The organism is Marivita geojedonensis (assembly GCF_002115805.1).
Taxonomy (GTDB): Bacteria; Pseudomonadota; Alphaproteobacteria; order Rhodobacterales; family Rhodobacteraceae; genus Marivita; species Marivita geojedonensis.
In genome coordinates this window covers 462,679-482,764 of sequence record NZ_JFKC01000001.1, presented here as the reverse complement: position 1 = coordinate 482,764, position 20,086 = coordinate 462,679, and the positions used below count along the sequence as shown (strand labels likewise).

The window sequence follows — 20,086 nt, the reverse complement described above, 5'->3', positions numbered from 1 at the left end:
GTCTCCTAGAATGTCGTGCCGGGCTTGCCGGGCCACCAGTCGGTTCCTGCAAGCGGCACCTTGGCCATCGCCGCCGCCTCCATCGTCAGGGCGCAGAGGTCTTCGGGCTCGAGATTCTGCAGCTTGTTCTTGCCGCAGGCCCGCGCGATGGTCTGCGCTTCGAGTGTCATCACCTTGAGGTAATTGCGCAGGCGCCGCCCGCCTTCAACCGGGTCTAGGCGCGCGGCGAGGTCCGGGTTCTGGGTGCTGATGCCTGCCGGATCGTTGCCTTCGTGCCAGTCGTCATAGGCTCCGGCGGTGGTGCCCAGCTTCTGGTACTCGGCTTCCCATTTCGGGTCATTGTCGCCCAGCGCGATCAGGGCGGCGGTGCCGATGGACACGGCATCCGCCCCAAGCGCCATACATTTGGCCACGTCAGCCCCGGTGCGGATACCGCCCGACACGATCAGTTGGACTTCGCGGTGCATACCGAGGTCTTCAAGCGCGCGGACTGCTTCGCGGATACAAGCCAGCGTCGGCATGCCGACATGTTCGATGAACACGTCCTGCGTCGCGGCGGTGCCGCCCTGCATGCCGTCGATGACCACCACATCGGCGCCTGCCTTAACCGCGAGAGTGGTGTCGAAATAGGGCCGCGCGCCGCCGACCTTGATATAGATCGGCACCTTCCAGCCGGTGATTTCGCGCAGTTCGAGGATCTTGATCTCGAGGTCATCCGGCCCGGTCCAGTCGGGGTGACGGCAGGCGGACCGCTGATCAATGCCTTTGGGCAGGTTGCGCATCTGGGCCACGCGGTCGGTGATCTTCTGCCCCAGAAGCATGCCGCCGCCACCGGGCTTTGCGCCTTGGCCGACCACGACTTCGATGGCGTCCGCCTTGCGCAGATCATCGGGGTTCATCCCGTAGCGCGAGGGCAGGTATTGGTAGACCAGCATCTTGGAATGGCCGCGTTCCTCGGGCGTCATGCCGCCATCGCCGGTTGTGGTCGATGTGCCGGCGAGCGTCGCGCCTCGCCCCAAAGCCTCTTTCGCCGGACCGGAGAGCGCGCCGAAGGACATGCCTGCGATTGTGATCGGGATGTCGAGTTTGATCGGGTTTTTCGCGTAGCGTGTGCCAAGGGTGACGGATGTGTCGCACGCCTCGCGGTAGCCTTCGAGGGGGTAACGCGAGATCGACGCACCGAGAAAGAGCAGGTCGTCGAAATGGGGAACCTTTCGCTTCGCGCCGCCACCGCGGATGTCGTAAATGCCGGTCGCCGCAGCGCGCCGGATTTCTGCGTTGACCGGGTTGGAGAAGGTGGCGGATTGGATCGGAACGGTGCGCGGGGCGCTGCTGTGGTCGTCTTTCATCGGTCCGGCCCTCAATACGCGTTGTCGATGTTGAAGTTGTAAAGCTGCCGGGCCGAGCCGTAGCGTTTGAACTCTTCGGGTTTGGCGTCGCATCCACCGCGTTCCAGCAGGTCAGCCAGAAGCGCGATATGCTCGGGGCGCATTTCCTTTTCGATGCAGTCCGCGCCCAGCGACTTGACCGAGCCGCGTACGAAGAGCCGCGCCTCGTAGATCGAGTCGCCCAGCGCATCGCCGGCATCGCCGCAGACCACCAGATTGCCCGACTGCGCCATGAAGGCAGACATGTGGCCCACATTGCCATGCACGATGATGTCGATGCCCTTCATCGAGATGCCACAACGGGACGAAGCGTTGCCCTTGATGATGAGCGTGCCGCCATGGCCGGTGGCCCCTGCGTATTGCGAGGCGTCGCCGTCGATGATGACGGTGCCGGACATCATGTTTTCCGCAACACCCGGCCCGACAGACCCGTTGACTGTGATCGTCGCCTGTTTGTTCATGCCAGCGCAGTAGTAGCCGGTCGAGCCTTTCACCGTGACTTCGATGGGCGCATCAAGCCCGACGGCGATGGCGTGGCTGCCCTTGGGGTTCACGATTTCCCATGCGGTCTGGTTGGTCGCCTCGGCCTGCGCCTGAAGAGTGGCGTTCAGGTCGCGCAGGGCGGTGGTGGCCATGTCGATGGTCTGCATCTCAGGCGGCCTTTTCGGTTGGGGTGGAGGTGTGGTCGTGGCTCCAGAAATACACTGTCGCAGGTTCCGGTTCCCAGACGCGGGCGTCTTCGATGCCCGGCAGGCTGACCAGCGCGCGGTATTCCGACCCGAACGCAACGTACTGATCGGTTTCGGCCATGACGGCGGGTTTGCAGGCGATGGGGTCACGGACCACGCCGAACCCGTCCTTGGTGCCGACGAGGAAGGTGAAGAAGCCATCGAGATCGTTGAGCGAGCTTTCCAGCGCCTCGCCCAAAGTGGCCCCGTTCTGCATGCGCCATGTGAGGTAGGCCGCGCCGACCTCTGTGTCGTTCTCGGTTTCGATATGGATGCCCTCGCGCTGCAGCTTGCGGCGCAGACGGTTGTGGTTCGACAGCGATCCATTGTGGACAAGGCACTGGTCCGGCCCGGTGTTGAACGGGTGCGCGCCCATCGTCGTCACCATCGACTCGGTCGCCATGCGGGTGTGGCCGATGCCGTGTGTGCCGGACATGGACCGCAGGTCGAACCGCTCAGCGACGTCTTTGGGCAGGCCGACCTCTTTGTAGATTTCCACCGTGTCGCCCGAGGACATGACCCGGATGTTCGGGTTTACCGTGCCAAGGGCTGTGCGGGCGGCGGTCAGTTGACCGCGCGGGATATGCAGCACCGCATGTGTGTCTTTGCGGCGCAGATGCACCGGGCTTCCAAGAGCGGCGCCAAGATCGGCTTCCAGCGTGGCGAAGTCTTGATCCGGGGTATCGGATTGCACCGTCAGCTTGGAGATATTGGGGTTTTCCTCGCCATAGATGGCAATACCGGCACTGTCGGGGCCGCGATCTGTCATGGTGATCAGCATGTCGGTCAGCATCGACCCAAGCTGCGGTTCAAGCGAACGATCCTTGAGGAATAATCCGACGATTCCACACATCCCGCGTTCCTTCTGCGTTGACGGGTTCAAGACGATGGCACTGGATACCATCGCCTTTCTGTGTGGGCAACAAGGGGAATGAAATATTCCCCTGAGGAAAATTATTCGTGCTTAATTTTTCAGCTTTGGGCGTAGCAGATAATAGACAGGTACCGAGCGGGCAGCTCGACCAGGGTCTCCGGCCCATGCGGGGCGTCCGCCTCGAAGAACAGTGTATCGCCCGGACGAAGAGGATAAATCGTTGATCCGTGTCGGTAATCGACCGCACCTTCCAACATGAAGATGGTCTCGATCCCGTCATGCTGAAACGTCTGGAACGTGTCCGATTCCGAGGTCAGAACGATCAGGTACGGCTCGACGATCACGCCGCTGGTGTTGGCGCCGATATGGCCCAGAAGGTTGTACTGATGCCCGGCCCGTGTGCCCTCGCGTTCGATGGTGACGCCCTGACCGGCGGGCGTGTGCACCACCTCGCGCTTTTCCTCGAACCCGCGAAAGAACGCGGTCAGCGGCACCGAAAGAGCATTGGCCAGCGTCTGAAGCGTGGTGAGCGAAGGAGAGGTGTTGCCGTTCTCGATCTTTGACAGCATCCCCACAGAGATATCCGTCTGTTTGGACAAATCGGCCACGGTCATCTTCTTTTGCTTGCGGAACGCGCGAAGTTCGCGGCCGATCGCAACCTCGAGAACCTTCTCCTGACTGCCGGAAACACGGTGCGGGTTCTGCGTGAGTTTGACCAAGGATCACCTGTTCAGCGGATGCATCTCGCTACACCAGTTAGAGAGACTATATGTAAAAGGCCAGCATCGGAAAACCTGTGGCTTTTACCCATCAAACCCCATGAATCGCGACTGTGGGGAAACAATCACGTTTTTCTCATCGACTGGCGTGGAACCAGTCGCATATCCAGACGTTGCAGACCAACAGCGCTCATAATCAATCAGGCAGACGACGAAATGTTCCCGACCAAGGCCAAATTTCCGACCAGCGGTAAGGCGGACCGGGGCGACGTGCTGCGCGCTGCAAAACTGTTTCGATACGATAAGCAAGGCACATGCTGAAGCCCCATTCCGATACCGATGCGCAGGAAGAGCGCGCAACCGGGTTGAAGAGGTTCCGTCAAAGCCTCGTGGTGCGCATTGCGTTTCTGCTGTCGCTCGCGCTCTTGCCGATTGGTCTGGTCGCAATGGGGCAAAGCTGGCGCGCGCTGAACATCACCAACGACAATCTGCAGGCTTCGATTCATGCCCGCACCAGTGTTCTGGTAGAACCCGAGCGTCGTGCCCTGTTCACCAAACTGGGTACGGCGCGAACGCTCGCAGATACACTCGGCGCCGCGGATCTGGAAATCGAGGAATGTACCGCCATCATGCTGCGGGTCCTCGAAACCAGCCCGCGCCTTGCCTTTGCCGGTCTGCTTGAAGAGGGCGCCGTGTCGCGCTGCAACAGCATGGGGCGGACCTTTGACTTTCTTCCTGATCCCCGCTCGGAAGAACTGTTCGCCAACCCAGAACCTTACATCACTTTCAATCCGCAGGGCTCGGCCAGCGAACTTCCGGTGATGATCGTTGCCTATCCGACGTTCGACGATGGCGGCGGTTTGAAGGGGTTTGTCACCATCTCATTCGAGACCGAACCGTTGTTGCAGTCGGATGGGTCGTTCGACCTCGATGGCGATGTCGCGCTGATCACATTCAACAAATTCGGAGACACGCTGTCGACATTCACACCAGAGGGCAACATCGACAATTACCTGCCCAACGGACTCGCCCTTGAAGGCTTCGTCAATCAGGGCGACACGTTCTTTACCGCGACGTCTCAGAACGGCGACACGCGGCTGATTTCGGTTGTGCCGATCCTCCCGGGAGAGGTTTACGCATTGGGCAGCTGGGGCCGCACGGCATTGCAACGAACAACGGCACCGTGGTTCACAATCTCCACACTTCTGTTTCCGTTTCTGATGTGGCTGGTCGGGATCGTTGTCGCGGTGACGTCGCTGAACCGCCTCGTGCTTCGGCACATCCGCGATCTGGGCCGTCGGATGCGCCGTTTCGCAAATTTCCGGGATGTGGAGTCGTCGGAGCGTATCTCAGATGCGCCCAGCGAAATCCAAATGATCAACGGCACCTTCGAATCGATGGCGGATCAGCTCCTGCGCGATGAAGCAGACCTCGAGAATGCGGTATTCGAGCGCGAAGTGTTGCTGAAAGAGGTTCACCACCGGGTGAAGAATAACCTTCAGCTCATTTCATCGATCATCAACATGCAGGTCCGACAGGTGTCGAGCCCCGAAGCGGTGTCAGCCCTGCGCCAGTTCCAGGATCGCGTGACCAGCCTCGCTTCGGTGCACCGGGCGCTGTATCAGGAACCATCACTCACGCATATCCGGTTCGACGTGTTGCTGGGCGATCTGGTCGCCCAGGTGGATCCCTCGGGAACGCCCGGTCACCAGCCGGTCGAGATCACTCTCGATATGGATTCCGTGACGCTTCTTCCGGACCAGACAAGTCCGCTTGCCATGGTCACGACCGAAGCGCTTTCGAATGCGCTGAAGTATGGCGGTTCCGGTCAGGATGGTGTGTTCCGCCTGCACGTGACGCTGAAGGAGACACAGGAGGCCGACAGGACCCGTGTCCGATTGACGATTGAGAACAGCGTCGATGGGACTTCAGGAGGCGACACACGTGGAGGACTCGGTCGCCGCCTGATCCTTGCCTTCGCAAGCCAATTGAACGCTGATCTGAAAGAAAGCCGAGAAGGCGACAGATACGCGTTGTCCGTCAGCTTCGAATATCAGCCTTTCACCCCTGAGTGACGTTTTCTCCTATCCTGAAGAAAACGCGCACCCAGCCGAATGCGCGCATGTTTGTAAGCCCCGCAAGTTGATCAGGAGCATGGTGCGTCCACCACAAAACTGGATTTTGGCGCGCTCGATCTCTACAACGCGGACCGCATTGCCGTCAGCAGCGCATGATGCAAAGACCCGGCGGACGAGCGCCCGCCAAGGATCGTCAGCGCATCCGGCGCGCTGCGCAGGACATAAACCCCCATGTAGTGGATCACGCTGCGCGCGGCGGCCCCCACCGGCATCTTCTCGATGTCGATATTGGCGCACAACTGCATCACCTGTTCGACGCCGTCTCCCTGCATGTCGAACCACACCCAGGCGTCGGTCTGTTCGGTGATTGCCGCTGTCGCACCGAAGTGGGCAGTCAGTTGCGCGGCAAGGTCTTCATGCGTGTCGTAGGGAGCGCTGAGCATCCATTGGTCTGGTCCTGTCCAGAAAGCCGAAATCGGTTCGGATCGGACCCAGGACCCCACACCGGGGGCTTCGCTGCCCAGCAACGTGCCGAGGTGTTTGGTGCAAGCGTCTTCCTGTCCCAAACGGGCGGCGACAGAGGCGAGCGTGTGACCGGGGGTCTCGGTCAGGGTGACACCTGCCACCTTATCGGTGTGCGGTTCTGCGCCGCCAAGGGCGCACAGGGGGGTCAGATCATGCACGGAGCCGCTCTCCTTCCGGGTCAAAGAAATGCGGGCTGACAACTTCGACTTCGTGATCGACACCGGTCAGCGGGCTGACAAGACGGATGGTTTCTCCGATCCGCGTGTCGCCGGATTTCAGGAACCCCAGCGCGATGTGGCAGCCCAAGTTCGGTGAGTAACAAGCCGAGGTGACGTAGCCCTGATCGTTGGACGCCGTGACCTTGTCGCCCTTGGTCATCAAATGCGCCCCGGCGGGCACCTTGTGGTCGGGGTTCACCGGCTTCAGGCCCACCAGTTTCAGCGAGTCGGGTTCATTCAGGCCCGGACGTTCCGACAGTTTCGATCCGATGGAGTCCTTGGCCTTGGACACCATGCGGCCCATGCCAAGGTTCAGTGCCGTGGTTGTACCGTTCAACTCGTTGCCGGTCACATGGCCTTTCTCGATGCGCATGACATTCAACGCCTCAAGTCCGTAGGGCACCACGTCGAATTCCTCGCCCGCCTGCATCAACCGCCGTACAAGCGCGTCGCCATAGCGGGTCGGCACGGCAATCTCGTAAGCCAGTTCGCCCGAGAACGAGATGCGGAACAGCCGCGCGCGCAGCCCGCCGCAGATGGTGATTTCCGCGCAGGCCATGAAGGGAAACGCCTCGTTCGACAGGTCCATGCCGTCGTCCACGATCTTTTCCAGCAGCTTGCGGGACTTCGGCCCGGCGACCGAGAACTGCGCCCAGGCTTCGGTGGTCGAGATCAGCTGCACGTCCATATCGGGGTATAGACACTGACGCACGAATTCGAGGTGGCGATAGACCGGAACCGCCTTGGCGGTGGTGGTCGTGACGACGAAATGATCCTCGGCCAGCCGCGCGGCGGTGCCGTCATCCATGACGATCCCATCTTCGCGCAGCATCAGGCCATAGCGCACCTTGCCGACGGGCAGCTTTGCCATGCCGTTGCAGTAGACTTTGTTGAGGAACCCGGCGGCATCCGCGCCCTGCACATCGATCTTGCCCAGAGAGGTCACGTCACAGATGCCCACGGATTTGCGCGTCTGCATCACCTCGCGGTCGCAGCTTTCGCGCCAATGGGTCTCGCCCGGTTTCGGGTACCATTGCGCCCGCAGCCAAAGCCCCGCTTCGGTGAACACCGCGCCTTGCTCCTTGGCCCAATTGTGGCTGGGGGTGAGGCGCGTCGGGCGCACCTCCATCCCCCATGCGCGGCCGGCGAACACGCCCATCGCCGTGGGTGTGTAGGGCGGGCGGAACATGGTGGTGCCCACTTGGGGGATCGCCTTGCCCGCCACTTCGGCCATGATCGCAAGGCCCGCGATGTTCGAGGTTTTGCCCTGATCGGTCGCCATGCCCAGCGTCGTGTAGCGCTTGAGGTGTTCGACCGAGACATAGTTTTCCTGATGCGCCAGTTTGATGTCCTTTGCGGTTACATCGTTCTGCTGGTCCACCCATGCACGCTTGGCGGTCTTGACGTGCCAGAACGGCGTGATTTTGACCGGAGTGTCTTCGGCCTCGGGCAGGGCAGGGGCGCTGGCTTTGATGCCGAGATCCGCAAGAATCGCCTTGGCTCCGTCCGCGCCGGACTGCAGCGCGCCGTGGGTCGAAAAGACGCCATTTGCAGCGCCGGCAACGGTCATGCCCGGAGGCAGCGTTGCACTGGGGACAAAGGCGGCAAGCGCCTCGTTCCAGACAGGCCGACCGCCCTGGTGGCAGGTCAGATGCACGTTCGGGTTCCAGCCGCCAGAGACACCCAGCGCGCCGCACTTGATCCGGCGGATGCCGCCCTTGGGCATCTTCACCTCGATCTGCGAAAGGCCCAGCCGCCCCCATGTCTGGTCGATCACACCGCCCGCAACCACGTCATAGTCTGACGATGTCGGAGCTTCGGCGCGGGTGTCGATCACCGACACAACCTCAACGCCCCTCGCCACCAGATCGGAGGCGGTGCGATGCCCGTCGTCGTTGTTGGTAAAGATCGCCACCTGTTTCGCAGGCGTCGTGGCCCAGCGGTTCGCATAGGCGCGGACGGCACTGGCCTGCATGATGCCGGGGCGGTCGTTATTCTCGAACACGATTGGGCGTTCGGTGGCCCCGGCGCAAAGCAGCGCGCGCTTCGAGGTGATGCGCCACAGGATCTGCCGGGGCTTGCCGTCTTCCGGCACCGCAAGGTGATCGCTCACCCGCTCCACCGCGCCATAGACGCCGTGATCGAATGCGCCGATCACCGTGGTCCGGGGCATCACGCGGACGTTCGGCATCGCCTGCAGTCGCGCGACGGTTTCCGCCGCCCAGGCCGCGCCGGACATGCCGCCGACCGCGTAGGTCTCCAGGTTCAGGCGACCCCCGACCAGGAAATCCTCGTCACAGAGGATCACCCGCGCGCCGCTTTCGCCTGCGGTCAGAGCAGCGGCAAGGCCAGCGGGACCGCCGCCGATGATGAGCAGATCACAATGCAGGAAGCCCTTGTCGTAGCCATCGGGATCGTCCTGAAGGCTGAGCGACCCCAGACCGGCAGCGCGGCGGATGATCGGTTCATAGACCTTTTCCCAAAACGCGGCAGGCCACATGAAGGTCTTGTAATAGAACCCGGCGGCAAAGAAATTCGACAGAAGGTCGTTCACCGCCATTGCGTCGAATGTCAGCGACGGCCATCGGTTCTGTGAATTGGCGCGCAGCCCGTCATAAAGCTCGATGGTCGTCGCCCGCGTGTTGGGTTCCTTGCGCGCGCCTTCGCGCAGTTCGACAATCGCGTTGGGTTCTTCCGATCCGGCGGTCATCGGGCCACGCGGACGGTGGTACTTGAACGACCGCCCCATCAGCCGCACGCCATTGGCCAGCAAGGCAGAGGCCAGCGTATCGCCCTTGTGGCCTTTGTAATACTGGCTGTCGAAGCGGAACGACCATGCCTCGGACCGGTCGATCAGCCCGCCATCCAAACGGTTCTTCTGGCTCATTTCGACCGCCCCTCTGCCCGGGCCACATCGCGGGCCAGTTCCACCTGCGTGATCTCATGCGTGACGGTGTTGCGGGTCACCACCAGCCACGACCGGTCGCCTTGTTCGTGATACCAAAGCTCTCGGTGAAGCCCTGCCGGGTTGTCGCGGGTGTGGCCGTATTCGATGAACTGTTCCAGCGCATCGTCTGCCTGCCAGTCGGGACGGTTGATGAGGCACGCATCGCCCAGATAGACGAATTCGCTGGAATCGCGCGGGCCCAGAAGCGGATGGTTGATGATCATCAGTGCAGATTGGGCTGATTGCCCATCCCTTTTTCGTCGACCATGTGACCGGTGTGGAACCGGTCCAGTCGGAACGCTGTGGCGGTGTGGTGCGGTGTGTCGGTGGCCAGCAGATGGGCATAGACAAAGCCCGAGGCAGGGGTCGCCTTGAACCCGCCGTAACACCAGCCGCCGTTGAAATAGAGCCCGTCGATATGGGTCTTGTCGATGATCGGCGTACCGTCCATCGACATGTCCATGATCCCGCCCCAGGACCGGAGCAGACGCGCGCGGCCCAGCATCGGGAACATGGCAATCGCCTCTTCCATCACGTCCTCGACCATCGGCAGGTTGCCGCGCTGGGCGTAGGAATTGTAGCCGTCGATATTGCCGCCAAAAACAAGCCCGCCCTTGTCGGACTGGCTGCAATAGAAATGCCCCGCACCAAAGGTGATGACACCGGGCAGCACGGGTTTCAGACCTTCGGACACAAAGGCCTGAAGGACATGACTTTCAATCGGCAGGCGCATCCCGGCATAGGCCATGACCTTCGACGACGATCCGGCCACACAGGCGCCGACCTTCTTCGCGCCGATATAGCCGCGCGAGGTCTCGACCCCGAGGATCCTGCCGCCTTCGATCCTGAACCCGGTCACTTCGCAATTCTGGATGATGTCCACACCGCGCTGGTCCGCCGCGCGGGCATAGCCCCACGCCACCGCATCATGCCGCGCGGTGCCTGCGCGCGCCTGCAGCAGGCCGCCCATCACCGGGAAGCGGGCGTTTTTCACGTTGAGGAACGGGTACTTTTCCAACACCTGTTTCTGATCCAGCAACTGCGCATCCGCGCCGTTCAGGATCATCGCGTTGCCGCGCCGGATATAGGCGTCGCGCTGGGCGTCGGAGTGCATGAGGTTGATGATCCCGCGCTGGCTCATCATGGCGTTGTAGTTCAGGTCCTGTTCCAGCCCTTCCCAGAGCTTGAGCGAGAATTCGTAGAACGGTTCGTTCCCATCGAGCAGGTAGTTCGACCGGACAATCGTGGTGTTCCGCCCGACATTGCCGCCGCCGATCCAACCCTTTTCCAGCACTGCGATGCGCGCCTGCTTGTATTCCTTGGCAAGGTAATAGGCCGTCGCCAGACCATGCCCGCCGCCACCGATGATGACGTAATCATAGTCGGGTTTGGGGTCAGGGTCGCGCCACGCAGGCCCCCAGCCGCGATGACCGGTCAGGGCTTCCTTGATAACCCGAAATCCAGAATAGCGCATGTCCATCGACTCCTTCCCGGCGACACTTGCACGGGGTTCAGCACCGCGGCCTGCCTCTTTCAGTCAAATCGAGGTCCGAAAAAGACATTTCGCGTCGGAAGCTCTTTCCGAAACCCGGGAAGTGTCAAGACGGGGTGTCGAGAATTGCCCGCATCAGGGGGCTGTCCGATCGGGTCATGCCATTTATGACGTCAAAATGATGCGTGCCCGCGTCGATGACGATGGGACATCCCCAGGCATCGGCAAGCCATTGCGCCTGATCCAGAAAGGCGGGTCGCTCGTCGCTGCCGACCCAGACCGTGACCGGAATGTCGGGTGGGGTCATCGCAACCGGGCTTTCGGCAAGGGCCTGCGCCTCGTCCAGCTTGAAGTCATTGTTCATCGAGGTGCGCAGCAGCGGGCGCAGATCGGACAGGGGCGAGATCGGCACACATCGGGCAATGCGCGCCCGCACATCCTCGGGCAGAACTCCGGGGTCCAGCATCCGCGCCACCAGATGCCCGCCCGCCGAATGCCCGGCCAGCCGGATCGGCCCGGACACCTCGCGCGCGATCACGGAAATGGCGGTGGCCACCTGACGGGTGATGTCCGAGATGCGCACGCGCGGGCACAGGTCATAGGTCGGCATCGCCACGGCCCAGCCGCTGTCCACCGCGCCTTGCGCCAGATGCGACCAGAGCGATCCGTCCGTCTGACGCCAGAATCCGCCATGCACAAAGACGACCAGCCCCTTGGGCACGCCATCTGGCAGGAACAGATCGACGATCTCGCGCGTTCCGTGTCCGTACATCACACCCAGCCGGGCGCGGCCCAGAACGGACATTCTTTGACGGTAAGCATCCGCATCAGCCCGCCAGATGGCTGGGAACCCGTCCCCATTGGGGATATGCTTGCTGTTGGCGTAGGCGTCGTCCAATTCCACGTCACGGCTCCGAAAGATCAGCACTTGTCATTGCATCTAGCAAGTGTTCCACCTTTGTCAGCACAAAATCCGGAGGGACCTCATGCTCGACCAAACAACAAACCTTGCCAGCCTGCTCAAAGACCCATCGCTGCTGGAAACCCGCGCCTATGTCAACGGCGCTTGGATCGACGGCGATGATGGAACCTTTGCCGTGGACAACCCCGCGCGCGGTGACAAAATCGCCGACGTGGCCGACCTGTCGCGCGCCCAGGTGGCCGACGCGATTACCGCCGCTGAAAAGGCGCAGAAAGAGTGGGCCAAGTGGACCGGCAAGGAACGCGCCGCCGTTCTGCGCAAGTGGTTCGACCTGATGATGGAGAACCAGGACGATCTGGCCACCATCCTCACCGCCGAACAGGGCAAGCCGCTGGCCGAGGCCAAGGGCGAGATTGCTTACGGCGCATCCTTCATCGAATTCTTCGCCGAAGAGGCCAAACGGGTCTATGGTGAAACCATCCCCGGCCACCAGCGCGACAAGCGCATCATGGTGATGAAGCAACCCATCGGCGTCGTTGGCTCGATCACGCCGTGGAACTTCCCGAACGCGATGATCACCCGCAAGGCCGGTCCGGCGCTGTCTGCCGGATGCAGCTTTGTCGCGCGTCCTGCTGCGGAAACGCCGCTGTCGGCGATTGTTCTGGGTGTGCTGGCCGAACGTGCGGGCATCCCGGCGGGTGTGCTGAACATCGTGCCTTCGTCCTCGGCCTCCGAAGTGGGCAAGGAGATGTGCGAGAACCCGATCGTGCGCAAGATCACCTTCACCGGCTCCACCGAGGTTGGCCGCATCCTGCTGCGTCAGGCGGCGGATCAGGTGATGAAGTGTTCGATGGAACTGGGCGGCAACGCGCCCTTTATCGTGTTCGACGATGCCGATCTCGATGCGGCGGTCGACGGCGCGATCATGTGCAAGTTCCGCAACAACGGTCAGACCTGCGTGTGTGCCAACCGGATCTATGTGCAGGCCGGTGTCTATGACGCCTTCGCGCAGAAACTGAAGGACAAGGTCTCCAAGATGAAGGTCGGCGACGGGCTCGAGGCAGGCACCGATCTTGGCCCGCTGATCAACCCCGAAGCCCTCGACAAGGTGCGTGAGCATATCGCCGATGCCAAGTCCAAGGGCGCGCAGGTCATTCTGGGCGACGAGTCGGGCAGCAATGATGGCAACTTCATCGCGCCGACCATCGTCACGGGTGCCACCCGCGACATGGCCTTCTCGACCGAGGAAACCTTCGGCCCGCTGGCCCCGCTCTTCAAGTTCGAGACCGAAGATGACGTGATCGAACTGGCGAATGACACGATCTTCGGTCTGGCCAGCTATTTCTACGCCAAGGATCTCAGCCGCGTGTACAAGGTCGCCGAGGCGCTGGAATACGGCATCGTTGGCGTGAACACAGGCATCATCTCGACCGAGGTCGCCCCCTTTGGTGGCGTCAAGCAGTCGGGCCTTGGCCGTGAAGGCAGCCACCACGGCATCGAGGAATTCCTCGAGATGAAATACGTCTGCATGAGCGTTTGAGAAGCAATACAGACAGTACGAGACCCTTGAGGGTCTCGTACCTCGGCAGTGGGGCGATTGCGGCGAGGGTTCTTGCGCTCGTTTGCCTAAAGAATGGCGCGCCTAAGCCCTTGGACATTCGTCAGCAATATCGTTGACTCTTCGCTCCTTGGTCCCTTATCGCTTCCGGTATGATGAATTCGTTCTTTGTATCGCAGAACTATTATCCACAGCTTCGATAGCTGCGGGTAATTCATCATTTTTTTTCCGCTGCCCCTGACAGCGGTCAACATACAATCGACCTTGTGCCGGGCGGCAATTTCAAAGGTCGAAAAATGAACAAAAAAATCAGAAGCCAAAACCCTTCGCTCGGCATCGTGGGATTTGGCGCGTTCGGACAACTCGCAGCGCGTCATCTCGGACCGCATTTCGAAATCTCGGCTTATGACCCGTCCGAGAATGTTGCCGAGATCGCAAAGCAACTTGGAGTGCGGCTGTCATCCCTGGACTCAGTATCACATGCAGATGTGATCCTGATTTCAGCTCCCGTGTCATCGTTCGAGCGGGTTGTCAGCGAGATCGCGATTGCCTGTAAACCTGGCGCTCTGATTGTCGATGTCGGCTCAGTCAAAGTTGTTCCGTCTGAAATCATGCGGCGGTTGCTACCCAACCACGTAGACATTGTGGCATCTCACCCGTTGTTTGGTCCTCAGAGTGCCGCGACAGGTATCGCAGGTCTGAAAATTGCGGTCTGCCCAATTAGGGGACGACGACATGCGAGGCTGGCTGCGTTTTTACGAAAAGCACTCGGGCTGACGGTCATCATGACGACGCCTGAAAGTCACGACAAAGAAGCAGCAGTTGTCCAGGGGCTCACTCATCTCATTGCCAAGGTGCTAGTCAAAATGGGACCGCTGCCAACGCGCATGACAACGAAGAGCTTTGAGTTGTTAACTGAGGCGATTTCTATGGTTCAGCATGATGCGCCAGAAGTTTTCGAAGCGATTGAGAAAGAAAACCCATACGCCGAGAGTGTGCGACGGCGGTTTTTTGATTTGGCGGCAAGTCTGAGTGTTGAGTTGGAAACAGAATTGAGCACACCGTCACACAATGAAACCGGAAATCAATAAAGCCGCATGACAAGCAGGCTGGGTCGGCATTGCTGCCGATCAGAAACAAAAAAGGCCCAGCGCCATGCTGGGCCTTTTGCGTCAGTCATTCGATGGCTGTCAGTTGACGGCTTTCGCGTCGACCACGTCTTTTTCGACCGCATCAGCCTTGGCAATCGCGATCCGGCGCGGTTTCAGCGCTTCGGGGATTTCGCGTTGCAGGTCGATATGCAGCATGCCGTTCTCGTGGCTTGCGCCAACGACGCGGACATGGTCGGCCAGATGGAACCGGCGCTGGAAGGCGCGGGTGGCGATGCCGCGGTGCAGGTAGGTGCGGCCTTCGTCCTCATCGACCTTGCGCGCCGACACGTGCAGCGCACCGTCCTTGACCTCAACGGTCAGGTCGTCGTCCGAGAACCCGGCGACGGCGATCGAAATGCGATACGCATCGTCAGCGGTCTTTTCGATGTTGTAGGGCGGATAGGTGGGTTGGCTGACCTCATTGGTCAGAACCCGGTCCATCATGTCGGCGATTTTGTCAAAGCCGACTGTGGCGCGGTAAAGCGGTGCGAAATCATATCCTCGCATAGGTCATCCTCCATTGAGCGATACCAGATGTAAAAGCCTTCCGGATCGGACAGGCTCAGTTAACTGTGCCGGACCCCGTCTGGGCATCCCGACATCAGGAACTTGGGAATGGGAAATGCGCGTTTCAAGAGGTCCCGCGCAAGCCGTCAGGGACGGACGAATTTCGCACCCGTGTCCTTGCGGGCGTCCTTCTCGGCGCGAAAGGGTCTGAATGCGGAGCCTTCGGCAAAACCGGCCCCCTGATCCATCAAAGCGCGGATCGTTTCGATCTGGTCCTCCAGCGGTGCACCAAGCGATACGGGCATGTCACCGCTTTTCGCCTTGGACGAGACCACGGACACGATCTGCGGCCCACCTTCCGAAAAGGAAAAAACCGGCGACCCGGAGCTGCCGAAATCTACGGAACAGGACATCACGACAAGGTTGTTCTGCACCGACATGACCTCGCAGGTATCCTGCATGGAGGGCGCTTCCGACCGATTATGCGCGTATGACACAACCCCTACGCTTTCGCCGACTGGCGGGCGGATACCCGTGGTGAACGGAATGATCGTCGTATTGCGCACCGGATGCTGCAGTTCGATCAGCGCGATGTCATAGAACACCCGGTCAGAACTCGGCTCGGCATCGAACACGTAGTTCGGATGTGCCACAGCCCGCCGGACCCGGCGATACGCCGCCGCGCGCCCATTGCGCCAACCGGCAAGAAACTGGATTTCATCGGGCCCAAGCAACCGGCCCATCTCATCGTAAAGGCAATGTGCAGCGGTCAGAACGATCTCCGGGGTGATCAATGAGCCGGTGCAAAACGCAGTGTCCGCGAGTTCCAGCCGCCCAACGGCCTCCCAGGCACGACCATCCTGCCTGCTCTCCATCGAGAACAGCCCGGTATTCTGCGCTGCCGCAAGTATCGGCAACGCGCTGAGAAGAATCCCCAGGATCAATCTGCGCACAGTCCACCTCCGTGTGCCTTGGCAGTTACAAAGGCAATTGGGCAAAACTATGACTCAGAGGTTAATTTTTGGACATCTCCATGGCTTTTGGCGCAGGCCCGCCGGTCGCCCAGTCCAACAGCTCGACCGTGTGCACGATGGGCACCGCCGTTCCCGACCCGATCTGCATCATGCACCCGATATTGCCTGCCGCGATGATGTCGGGCTGCTTGGCCTCCAGCGTTCTGACCTTGCGCGCCTTCAACTGCTTGGAAATCTCCGGCTGCATCAGGTTGTACGTCCCCGCCGACCCACAGCACAGGTGGCTGTCCGCAGGCTCCACCACCTCGAACCCGGCCGCCTTGAGCAGCGTCTTGGGATGGGTCTTGATCTGCTGCCCGTGCTGAAGGCTGCACGCCGCGTGATAGGCCACTTTCATCCCGCCGTGATGCGTCCGCGCCTCTGCGACGCTGGCCTCGTCGATCAGGTCAATCAGCACTTCGCTCACATCCCTAGCAATCGCCGACACCCGCGCCGCATCCTCCGCCAGCGGGTCATTGCGGAACATATGCCCGTAATCCTTGACGGTGGTGCCGCAACCGCTGGTGTTGATGACAATCGCATCAAGCCCCGCGCCATCCATCTCGCGCACCCAGGCTTTGATGTTCGCCGCTGCCGACCCGTGGCTCTGATCCACCTTGCCCATGTGATGCGTCAACGCTCCGCAGCAGCCCGCGCCTTCGGCCACGACGACCTCGCAGCCCAACCGCGTCAGCAACCGGATCGTTGCATCGTTGATATCGGTGTTCAGCGCCTTCTGCGCACAGCCGGTCATCAGCGCCACGCGCTTCTTGCGCGGCGCAACCGGCGCAAAGCTCTGCGGATCGTCATTGCGGCTGACCGGAGGAATGCGCTTCGGCGCCATTTCCAGCATGGCCTTCACCCGCGCGTCGGGGATCAGCGGCGCAAACGGCTTGCCGATCTTGGCCAGCAAAAGCGCCACCCGGAACCGTGTCGGATACGGCAGGATATTCGCCAGCGCCCAACGCAGCGCCTTTTCGTGCCACGGCCGGTCGTAATGCTCCTCGATATACGCCCGCGCATGATCGACCAGATGCATGTAATGCACCCCCGACGGGCAGGTCGTCATACACGCCAGACAGGACAGGCAGCGGTCGATATGCTTGACCGTCTTCTCGTCCGGCTTGCGCTCGTTCTCGAGCATGTCCTTGATCAGGTAAATCCGGCCACGCGGGCTGTCCAACTCGTCGCCCAGCACCTGGTAGGTCGGGCAGGTCGCGGTGCAGAACCCGCAATGCACGCAGGTGCGCAGCACTTCGTTCGAGCGTTTGAAATCCGGGTCACGGAGCTGGTCTTCGGTGAATGTCGTCTGCATCGCTTACCCCATCAGCCCTGTGTTCAGGATACCCTTCGGATCGAACCGCGCCCGCAACCCGCGCGACAGAGCCGCAATCGGTGCCGGATCCGGTGGGAACTTTGCCTGCCCACTGCCGCGCACCAGCGTGGCGTGCCCGTCAAATGCACCAAGACGCGCCCGAACATCCGTGCCTTCGGCCACGCGCGCCCAGACAAGCCCGCCGCCCCAATCATAAAGCAGCGCCTCGGCCCCGATCCTTGCCGCCAAGTCGGCAGCCTCGGTCGGCGTGCAGGACACCCGCCAGACATCTCCCGACTGCCCGTGAAACGCTTCGACATCCCGCACCCAGGCCCAGCCCTTGGCCACTGTGTCCGGGTCACGTTCCACCCGCACCGCCATGCCGCCAAACAGCCCCGCCACCTGATCCGCGCGGTAGGCGACCGACCCGGCAAATCCTTCGATCCGCAGCATTGTCACCGGTTGCCCGTCCAGCCCCACAGGGATATGCGCCGCCCCCGACACCTCGAACGGTGATCCCAGTGCCTTGGCCATCGCCAGCATCGCGTCCGCGTCGCTCAACCCGTCGATCAACACGCAGGCCGCCGTTTCCGGTTTCGGCAAAACCTTCAGGCTCACCTCGGTCAAAACACCCAGCGTGCCCCATGACCCGCTCATCAGCTTCACAAGGTCATAGCCAGTGACGTTCTTCATCACCCGGCCGCCATTCTTGACGACGACCCCCGCACCATCGACATAGCGCACACCCAGCATGAAATCCCGGCACGCACCTACCGACACCCGGCGCGGCCCGCTGACATTGGCGGCCACAACCCCGCCAATCGTTGGCGCGCCAGAGGTGCCTAACAGCCCGCGATGGTCCATCGGTTCAAACGCCAGCCGCTGCCCTTCCGCATCCAGCGCCGCTTCGATCTCGGCCAAGGGTGTGCCCGCCTGCGCCACCAGCGTCAGCGATCCCGGCTCATAAAGCGTGATGCCCGACAGTCCGCCGGTCTCCAGCACGGTTCCATCAAGGTGAACGCCCCGCGTTCCCCCGCCTCGCACGCAAACCGGCGCGCTGGCCGATGCGATCATGTCGGCCAGGTCGGCCTCTGTCTCAGGTCTCATGATCTTCTCTGTTTTCCAAATACCTCGGGGGAGTCGCGCGAAGCGCGGCGGGGGCAGAGCCCCCGATCCTCACTCTGCCGCCAGAGCGACGCTGCGACGGCTCTCGGAAGCCGCCAACGGGAACACCTTGGCCGGATTGAGCAGCCAGTGCGGGTCAAACACGTCCTTGACCGCCATCTGCGCCTCTAGGTCGGCCGGGGCAAACTGATCCACCATCAGGTCGCGTTTCTCGATCCCCACGCCATGTTCGCCGGTCAGGCAACCGCCCACCTCGACGCAAAGACGCAGGATGTCAGCGCCAAAGGCTTCGCACAGCTCCAGATCGCCCTCCTTGTTTGCATCGAAGAGGATCAGCGGGTGCATGTTGCCGTCGCCCGCGTGGAACACGTTGGCCACGTCCAGCCCGTACTCCTTGGACATCTCGCCAATCCGGCGCAGCACATAGGGCAGCTCCGACACCGGGATCGTGCCATCGAGACACATGTAATCATTGATCTGCCCCATCGCACCAAAAGCCGACTTGCGGCCCAGCCAGATGCGTCCGGCCTCGTCGGCATCCTTCGCTTCGCGCAGCTCCACCGGATTGTGCCGCCGTGCGATCTCCAGGATCAGCGCAAGCTGCTCGTCAATCTCGGCCGGGCTGCCTTCGACCTCGACGATCAGCAGCGCCTCGCACATCGGATAACCTGCCTTGGCAAAGGCTTCGGTCGCTTCGATACACGGGCGGTCCATGAATTCGATCGCCACGGGCAGAACCCCGGCCTTGATGATGTCCGCCACACAGGCACCGGCCACTTCGTTCGAATCGAACCCCATCAACACCGGCCGCGCGCCCTCGGGTTTCGGCAGGATGCGCAGCGTGGCCTCTGTCACGACGCCCAACTGTCCTTCTGATCCGCAGACCAGACCGAGAAGGTCATAGCCCCCCGCATCCAGATGTTTGCCGCCGATCTCCATGACGGTGCCATCCATCTGCACCATCGTGACGCCCATCAGGTTGTTGGTGGTGACCCCGTATTTCAGGCAATGCGCGCCACCCGAATTCATCGCGATATTGCCCGCGATGGCACAGGCGAGCTGGCTCGAGGGGTCCGGCGCGTAAAAGAACCCATCCGCCTCGACTGCGCCCGTGACGCTCAGGTTGGTGCGCCCGGTCTGCACCCGGATAAAGCGGTTGTCGTAATCGGTTTCCAACACGTCATTCATCCGCGCCACACCCAGGAGCACGCAATCGGCTGTGGGCAGCGCGCCGCCCGCGAGCGACGTCCCCGATCCACGCGGCACCACAGGCACGCCCATCTCGTGACAGACCTTGAGAACCGCGGACACCTCTTCAGTCGATGACGGCAGCACCACCGCCAGCGGCGGGCATTTATACGCGGTCAGCGCGTCGCACTCATAGGCGCGGGTTTCCATCTCGTCCGAGATCACCGCGTCGCGGGGAAGAACCTCCTGCAAACGGGCGACGATTCCGGCCTTGCGCGACAGCACATTCGCGTCTGGTGTGGGCATCTGCATGGCGTTTCCTCCAAATTGGTAAAAAG

Annotated in this window: 17 protein-coding genes; 3 read left to right on the top strand and 14 right to left on the bottom strand. The window is 61.5% G+C overall.

Annotated features, from left to right (window positions below; translation table 11 throughout):
* Positions 1 to 5: 5 nt before the first annotated feature.
* From MGEO_RS02395 to MGEO_RS02380, 4 genes are all read right to left on the bottom strand, one after another.
* On the bottom strand, positions 6 to 1,349 hold the full coding sequence (locus MGEO_RS02395; RefSeq protein ID WP_085635080.1) for an FMN-binding glutamate synthase family protein: 1,344 nt from the start codon (positions 1,347 to 1,349) through the stop codon (positions 6 to 8).
* An 11-nt stretch (positions 1,350 to 1,360) separates the two neighbouring features.
* Entirely contained in the window at positions 1,361 to 2,038 is a 678-nt protein-coding gene (locus MGEO_RS02390) for a GltB/FmdC/FwdC-like GXGXG domain-containing protein (protein WP_085635079.1), read from the bottom strand.
* A gap of 1 nt (position 2,039) precedes the next feature.
* On the bottom strand, positions 2,040 to 2,969 hold the full coding sequence (locus MGEO_RS02385; protein ID WP_085635078.1) for a class II glutamine amidotransferase: 930 nt from the start codon (positions 2,967 to 2,969) through the stop codon (positions 2,040 to 2,042).
* Between the two features lie 119 nt (positions 2,970 to 3,088).
* Positions 3,089 to 3,709 carry a helix-turn-helix domain-containing protein gene (locus MGEO_RS02380; RefSeq protein ID WP_085635077.1) on the bottom strand — a complete coding sequence of 207 codons (621 nt, stop codon included), beginning with the start codon at positions 3,707 to 3,709 and terminating at the stop codon, positions 3,089 to 3,091.
* A 314-nt stretch (positions 3,710 to 4,023) separates the two neighbouring features.
* Here MGEO_RS02380 and MGEO_RS02375 point away from each other — a divergent pair, with 314 nt between their 5' ends.
* Positions 4,024 to 5,784: a sensor histidine kinase gene (locus tag MGEO_RS02375; RefSeq protein ID WP_085635076.1), complete on the top strand. Its 1,761-nt coding sequence runs from the start codon at positions 4,024 to 4,026 to the stop codon at positions 5,782 to 5,784.
* 122 nt (positions 5,785 to 5,906) lie between these two features.
* On the opposite strand, the gene MGEO_RS02370 is transcribed toward MGEO_RS02375, so the two are convergent.
* From MGEO_RS02370 to MGEO_RS02350, 5 genes are all read right to left on the bottom strand, one after another.
* Positions 5,907 to 6,470, bottom strand: coding sequence for a sarcosine oxidase subunit gamma (locus MGEO_RS02370; protein WP_085635075.1), 564 nt, complete (start codon positions 6,468 to 6,470; stop codon positions 5,907 to 5,909).
* The gene (locus MGEO_RS02365) at positions 6,463 to 9,417 is read right to left on the bottom strand and encodes a sarcosine oxidase subunit alpha family protein (RefSeq protein WP_085635074.1); all 2,955 of its coding nucleotides are present in this window, start codon (positions 9,415 to 9,417) and stop codon (positions 6,463 to 6,465) included. Before MGEO_RS02365 ends, MGEO_RS02370 begins: the two co-directional genes overlap by 8 nt.
* A complete protein-coding gene (locus MGEO_RS02360; RefSeq protein WP_085635073.1) occupies positions 9,414 to 9,701 on the bottom strand; it encodes a sarcosine oxidase subunit delta in 288 nt (95 codons plus the stop codon). The genes MGEO_RS02365 and MGEO_RS02360 overlap by 4 nt, the downstream gene beginning before the upstream one ends.
* A complete protein-coding gene (locus MGEO_RS02355) occupies positions 9,701 to 10,951 on the bottom strand; it encodes a sarcosine oxidase subunit beta family protein (protein WP_085635255.1) in 1,251 nt (416 codons plus the stop codon). Before MGEO_RS02355 ends, MGEO_RS02360 begins: the two co-directional genes overlap by 1 nt.
* 124 nt (positions 10,952 to 11,075) lie before the next feature.
* Positions 11,076 to 11,873, bottom strand: a complete 798-nt coding sequence (locus MGEO_RS02350; RefSeq protein WP_085635254.1) for an alpha/beta hydrolase — start codon at positions 11,871 to 11,873, stop codon at positions 11,076 to 11,078.
* An 82-nt stretch (positions 11,874 to 11,955) separates the two neighbouring features.
* Between MGEO_RS02350 and MGEO_RS02345 the strand changes: the two genes are divergently transcribed.
* Both MGEO_RS02345 and MGEO_RS02340 read left to right on the top strand, forming a co-directional pair.
* Positions 11,956 to 13,431: an NAD-dependent succinate-semialdehyde dehydrogenase gene (locus MGEO_RS02345; protein ID WP_085635072.1), complete on the top strand. Its 1,476-nt coding sequence runs from the start codon at positions 11,956 to 11,958 to the stop codon at positions 13,429 to 13,431.
* 284 nt (positions 13,432 to 13,715) lie between these two features.
* Positions 13,716 to 14,540, top strand: a complete 825-nt coding sequence (locus tag MGEO_RS02340; protein ID WP_269845868.1) for a prephenate dehydrogenase — start codon at positions 13,716 to 13,718, stop codon at positions 14,538 to 14,540.
* Between the two features lie 99 nt (positions 14,541 to 14,639).
* Here MGEO_RS02340 and MGEO_RS02335 read toward each other — a convergent pair whose 3' ends face one another.
* The 5 genes from MGEO_RS02335 to MGEO_RS02315 all read right to left on the bottom strand — a co-directional run bounded on the left by MGEO_RS02335 (position 14,640) and on the right by MGEO_RS02315 (position 20,060).
* Complete coding sequence (locus MGEO_RS02335; RefSeq protein ID WP_085635070.1) at positions 14,640 to 15,107, bottom strand: Hsp20 family protein; 468 nt, start codon at positions 15,105 to 15,107, stop codon at positions 14,640 to 14,642.
* Positions 15,108 to 15,253: 146 nt separating this feature from the next.
* The gene (locus tag MGEO_RS02330; protein WP_233139530.1) at positions 15,254 to 16,060 is read right to left on the bottom strand and encodes a trypsin-like serine peptidase; all 807 of its coding nucleotides are present in this window, start codon (positions 16,058 to 16,060) and stop codon (positions 15,254 to 15,256) included.
* Positions 16,061 to 16,121: 61 nt separating this feature from the next.
* Positions 16,122 to 17,435: a glycolate oxidase subunit GlcF gene (gene glcF / locus MGEO_RS02325; RefSeq protein ID WP_085635069.1), complete on the bottom strand. Its 1,314-nt coding sequence runs from the start codon at positions 17,433 to 17,435 to the stop codon at positions 16,122 to 16,124.
* A gap of 3 nt (positions 17,436 to 17,438) precedes the next feature.
* Positions 17,439 to 18,542, bottom strand: a complete 1,104-nt coding sequence (locus MGEO_RS02320; RefSeq protein ID WP_085635068.1) for an FAD-binding protein — start codon at positions 18,540 to 18,542, stop codon at positions 17,439 to 17,441.
* A gap of 69 nt (positions 18,543 to 18,611) precedes the next feature.
* Positions 18,612 to 20,060 carry an FAD-linked oxidase C-terminal domain-containing protein gene (locus MGEO_RS02315; protein WP_085635067.1) on the bottom strand — a complete coding sequence of 483 codons (1,449 nt, stop codon included), beginning with the start codon at positions 20,058 to 20,060 and terminating at the stop codon, positions 18,612 to 18,614.
* Between the last annotated feature and the right edge of the window lie 26 nt (positions 20,061 to 20,086).

Coding starts and splice junctions, on each gene's coding strand:
- MGEO_RS02395 (WP_085635080.1), bottom strand. CDS start 1,349: ATGAAAGACGACCACAGCAGCGCCCCGCGCACCGTTCCGATCCAATCC.
- MGEO_RS02390 (WP_085635079.1), bottom strand. CDS start 2,038: ATGCAGACCATCGACATGGCCACCACCGCCCTGCGCGACCTGAACGCC.
- MGEO_RS02385 (WP_085635078.1), bottom strand. CDS start 2,969: ATGTGTGGAATCGTCGGATTATTCCTCAAGGATCGTTCGCTTGAACCG.
- MGEO_RS02375 (WP_085635076.1), top strand. CDS start 4,024: ATGCTGAAGCCCCATTCCGATACCGATGCGCAGGAAGAGCGCGCAACC.
- MGEO_RS02365 (WP_085635074.1), bottom strand. CDS start 9,417: ATGAGCCAGAAGAACCGTTTGGATGGCGGGCTGATCGACCGGTCCGAG.
- MGEO_RS02360 (WP_085635073.1), bottom strand. CDS start 9,701: ATGATCATCAACCATCCGCTTCTGGGCCCGCGCGATTCCAGCGAATTC.
- MGEO_RS02355 (WP_085635255.1), bottom strand. CDS start 10,951: ATGCGCTATTCTGGATTTCGGGTTATCAAGGAAGCCCTGACCGGTCAT.
- MGEO_RS02345 (WP_085635072.1), top strand. CDS start 11,956: ATGCTCGACCAAACAACAAACCTTGCCAGCCTGCTCAAAGACCCATCG.
- MGEO_RS02335 (WP_085635070.1), bottom strand. CDS start 15,107: ATGCGAGGATATGATTTCGCACCGCTTTACCGCGCCACAGTCGGCTTT.
- glcF (WP_085635069.1), bottom strand. CDS start 17,435: ATGCAGACGACATTCACCGAAGACCAGCTCCGTGACCCGGATTTCAAA.
- MGEO_RS02320 (WP_085635068.1), bottom strand. CDS start 18,542: ATGAGACCTGAGACAGAGGCCGACCTGGCCGACATGATCGCATCGGCC.
- MGEO_RS02315 (WP_085635067.1), bottom strand. CDS start 20,060: ATGCAGATGCCCACACCAGACGCGAATGTGCTGTCGCGCAAGGCCGGA.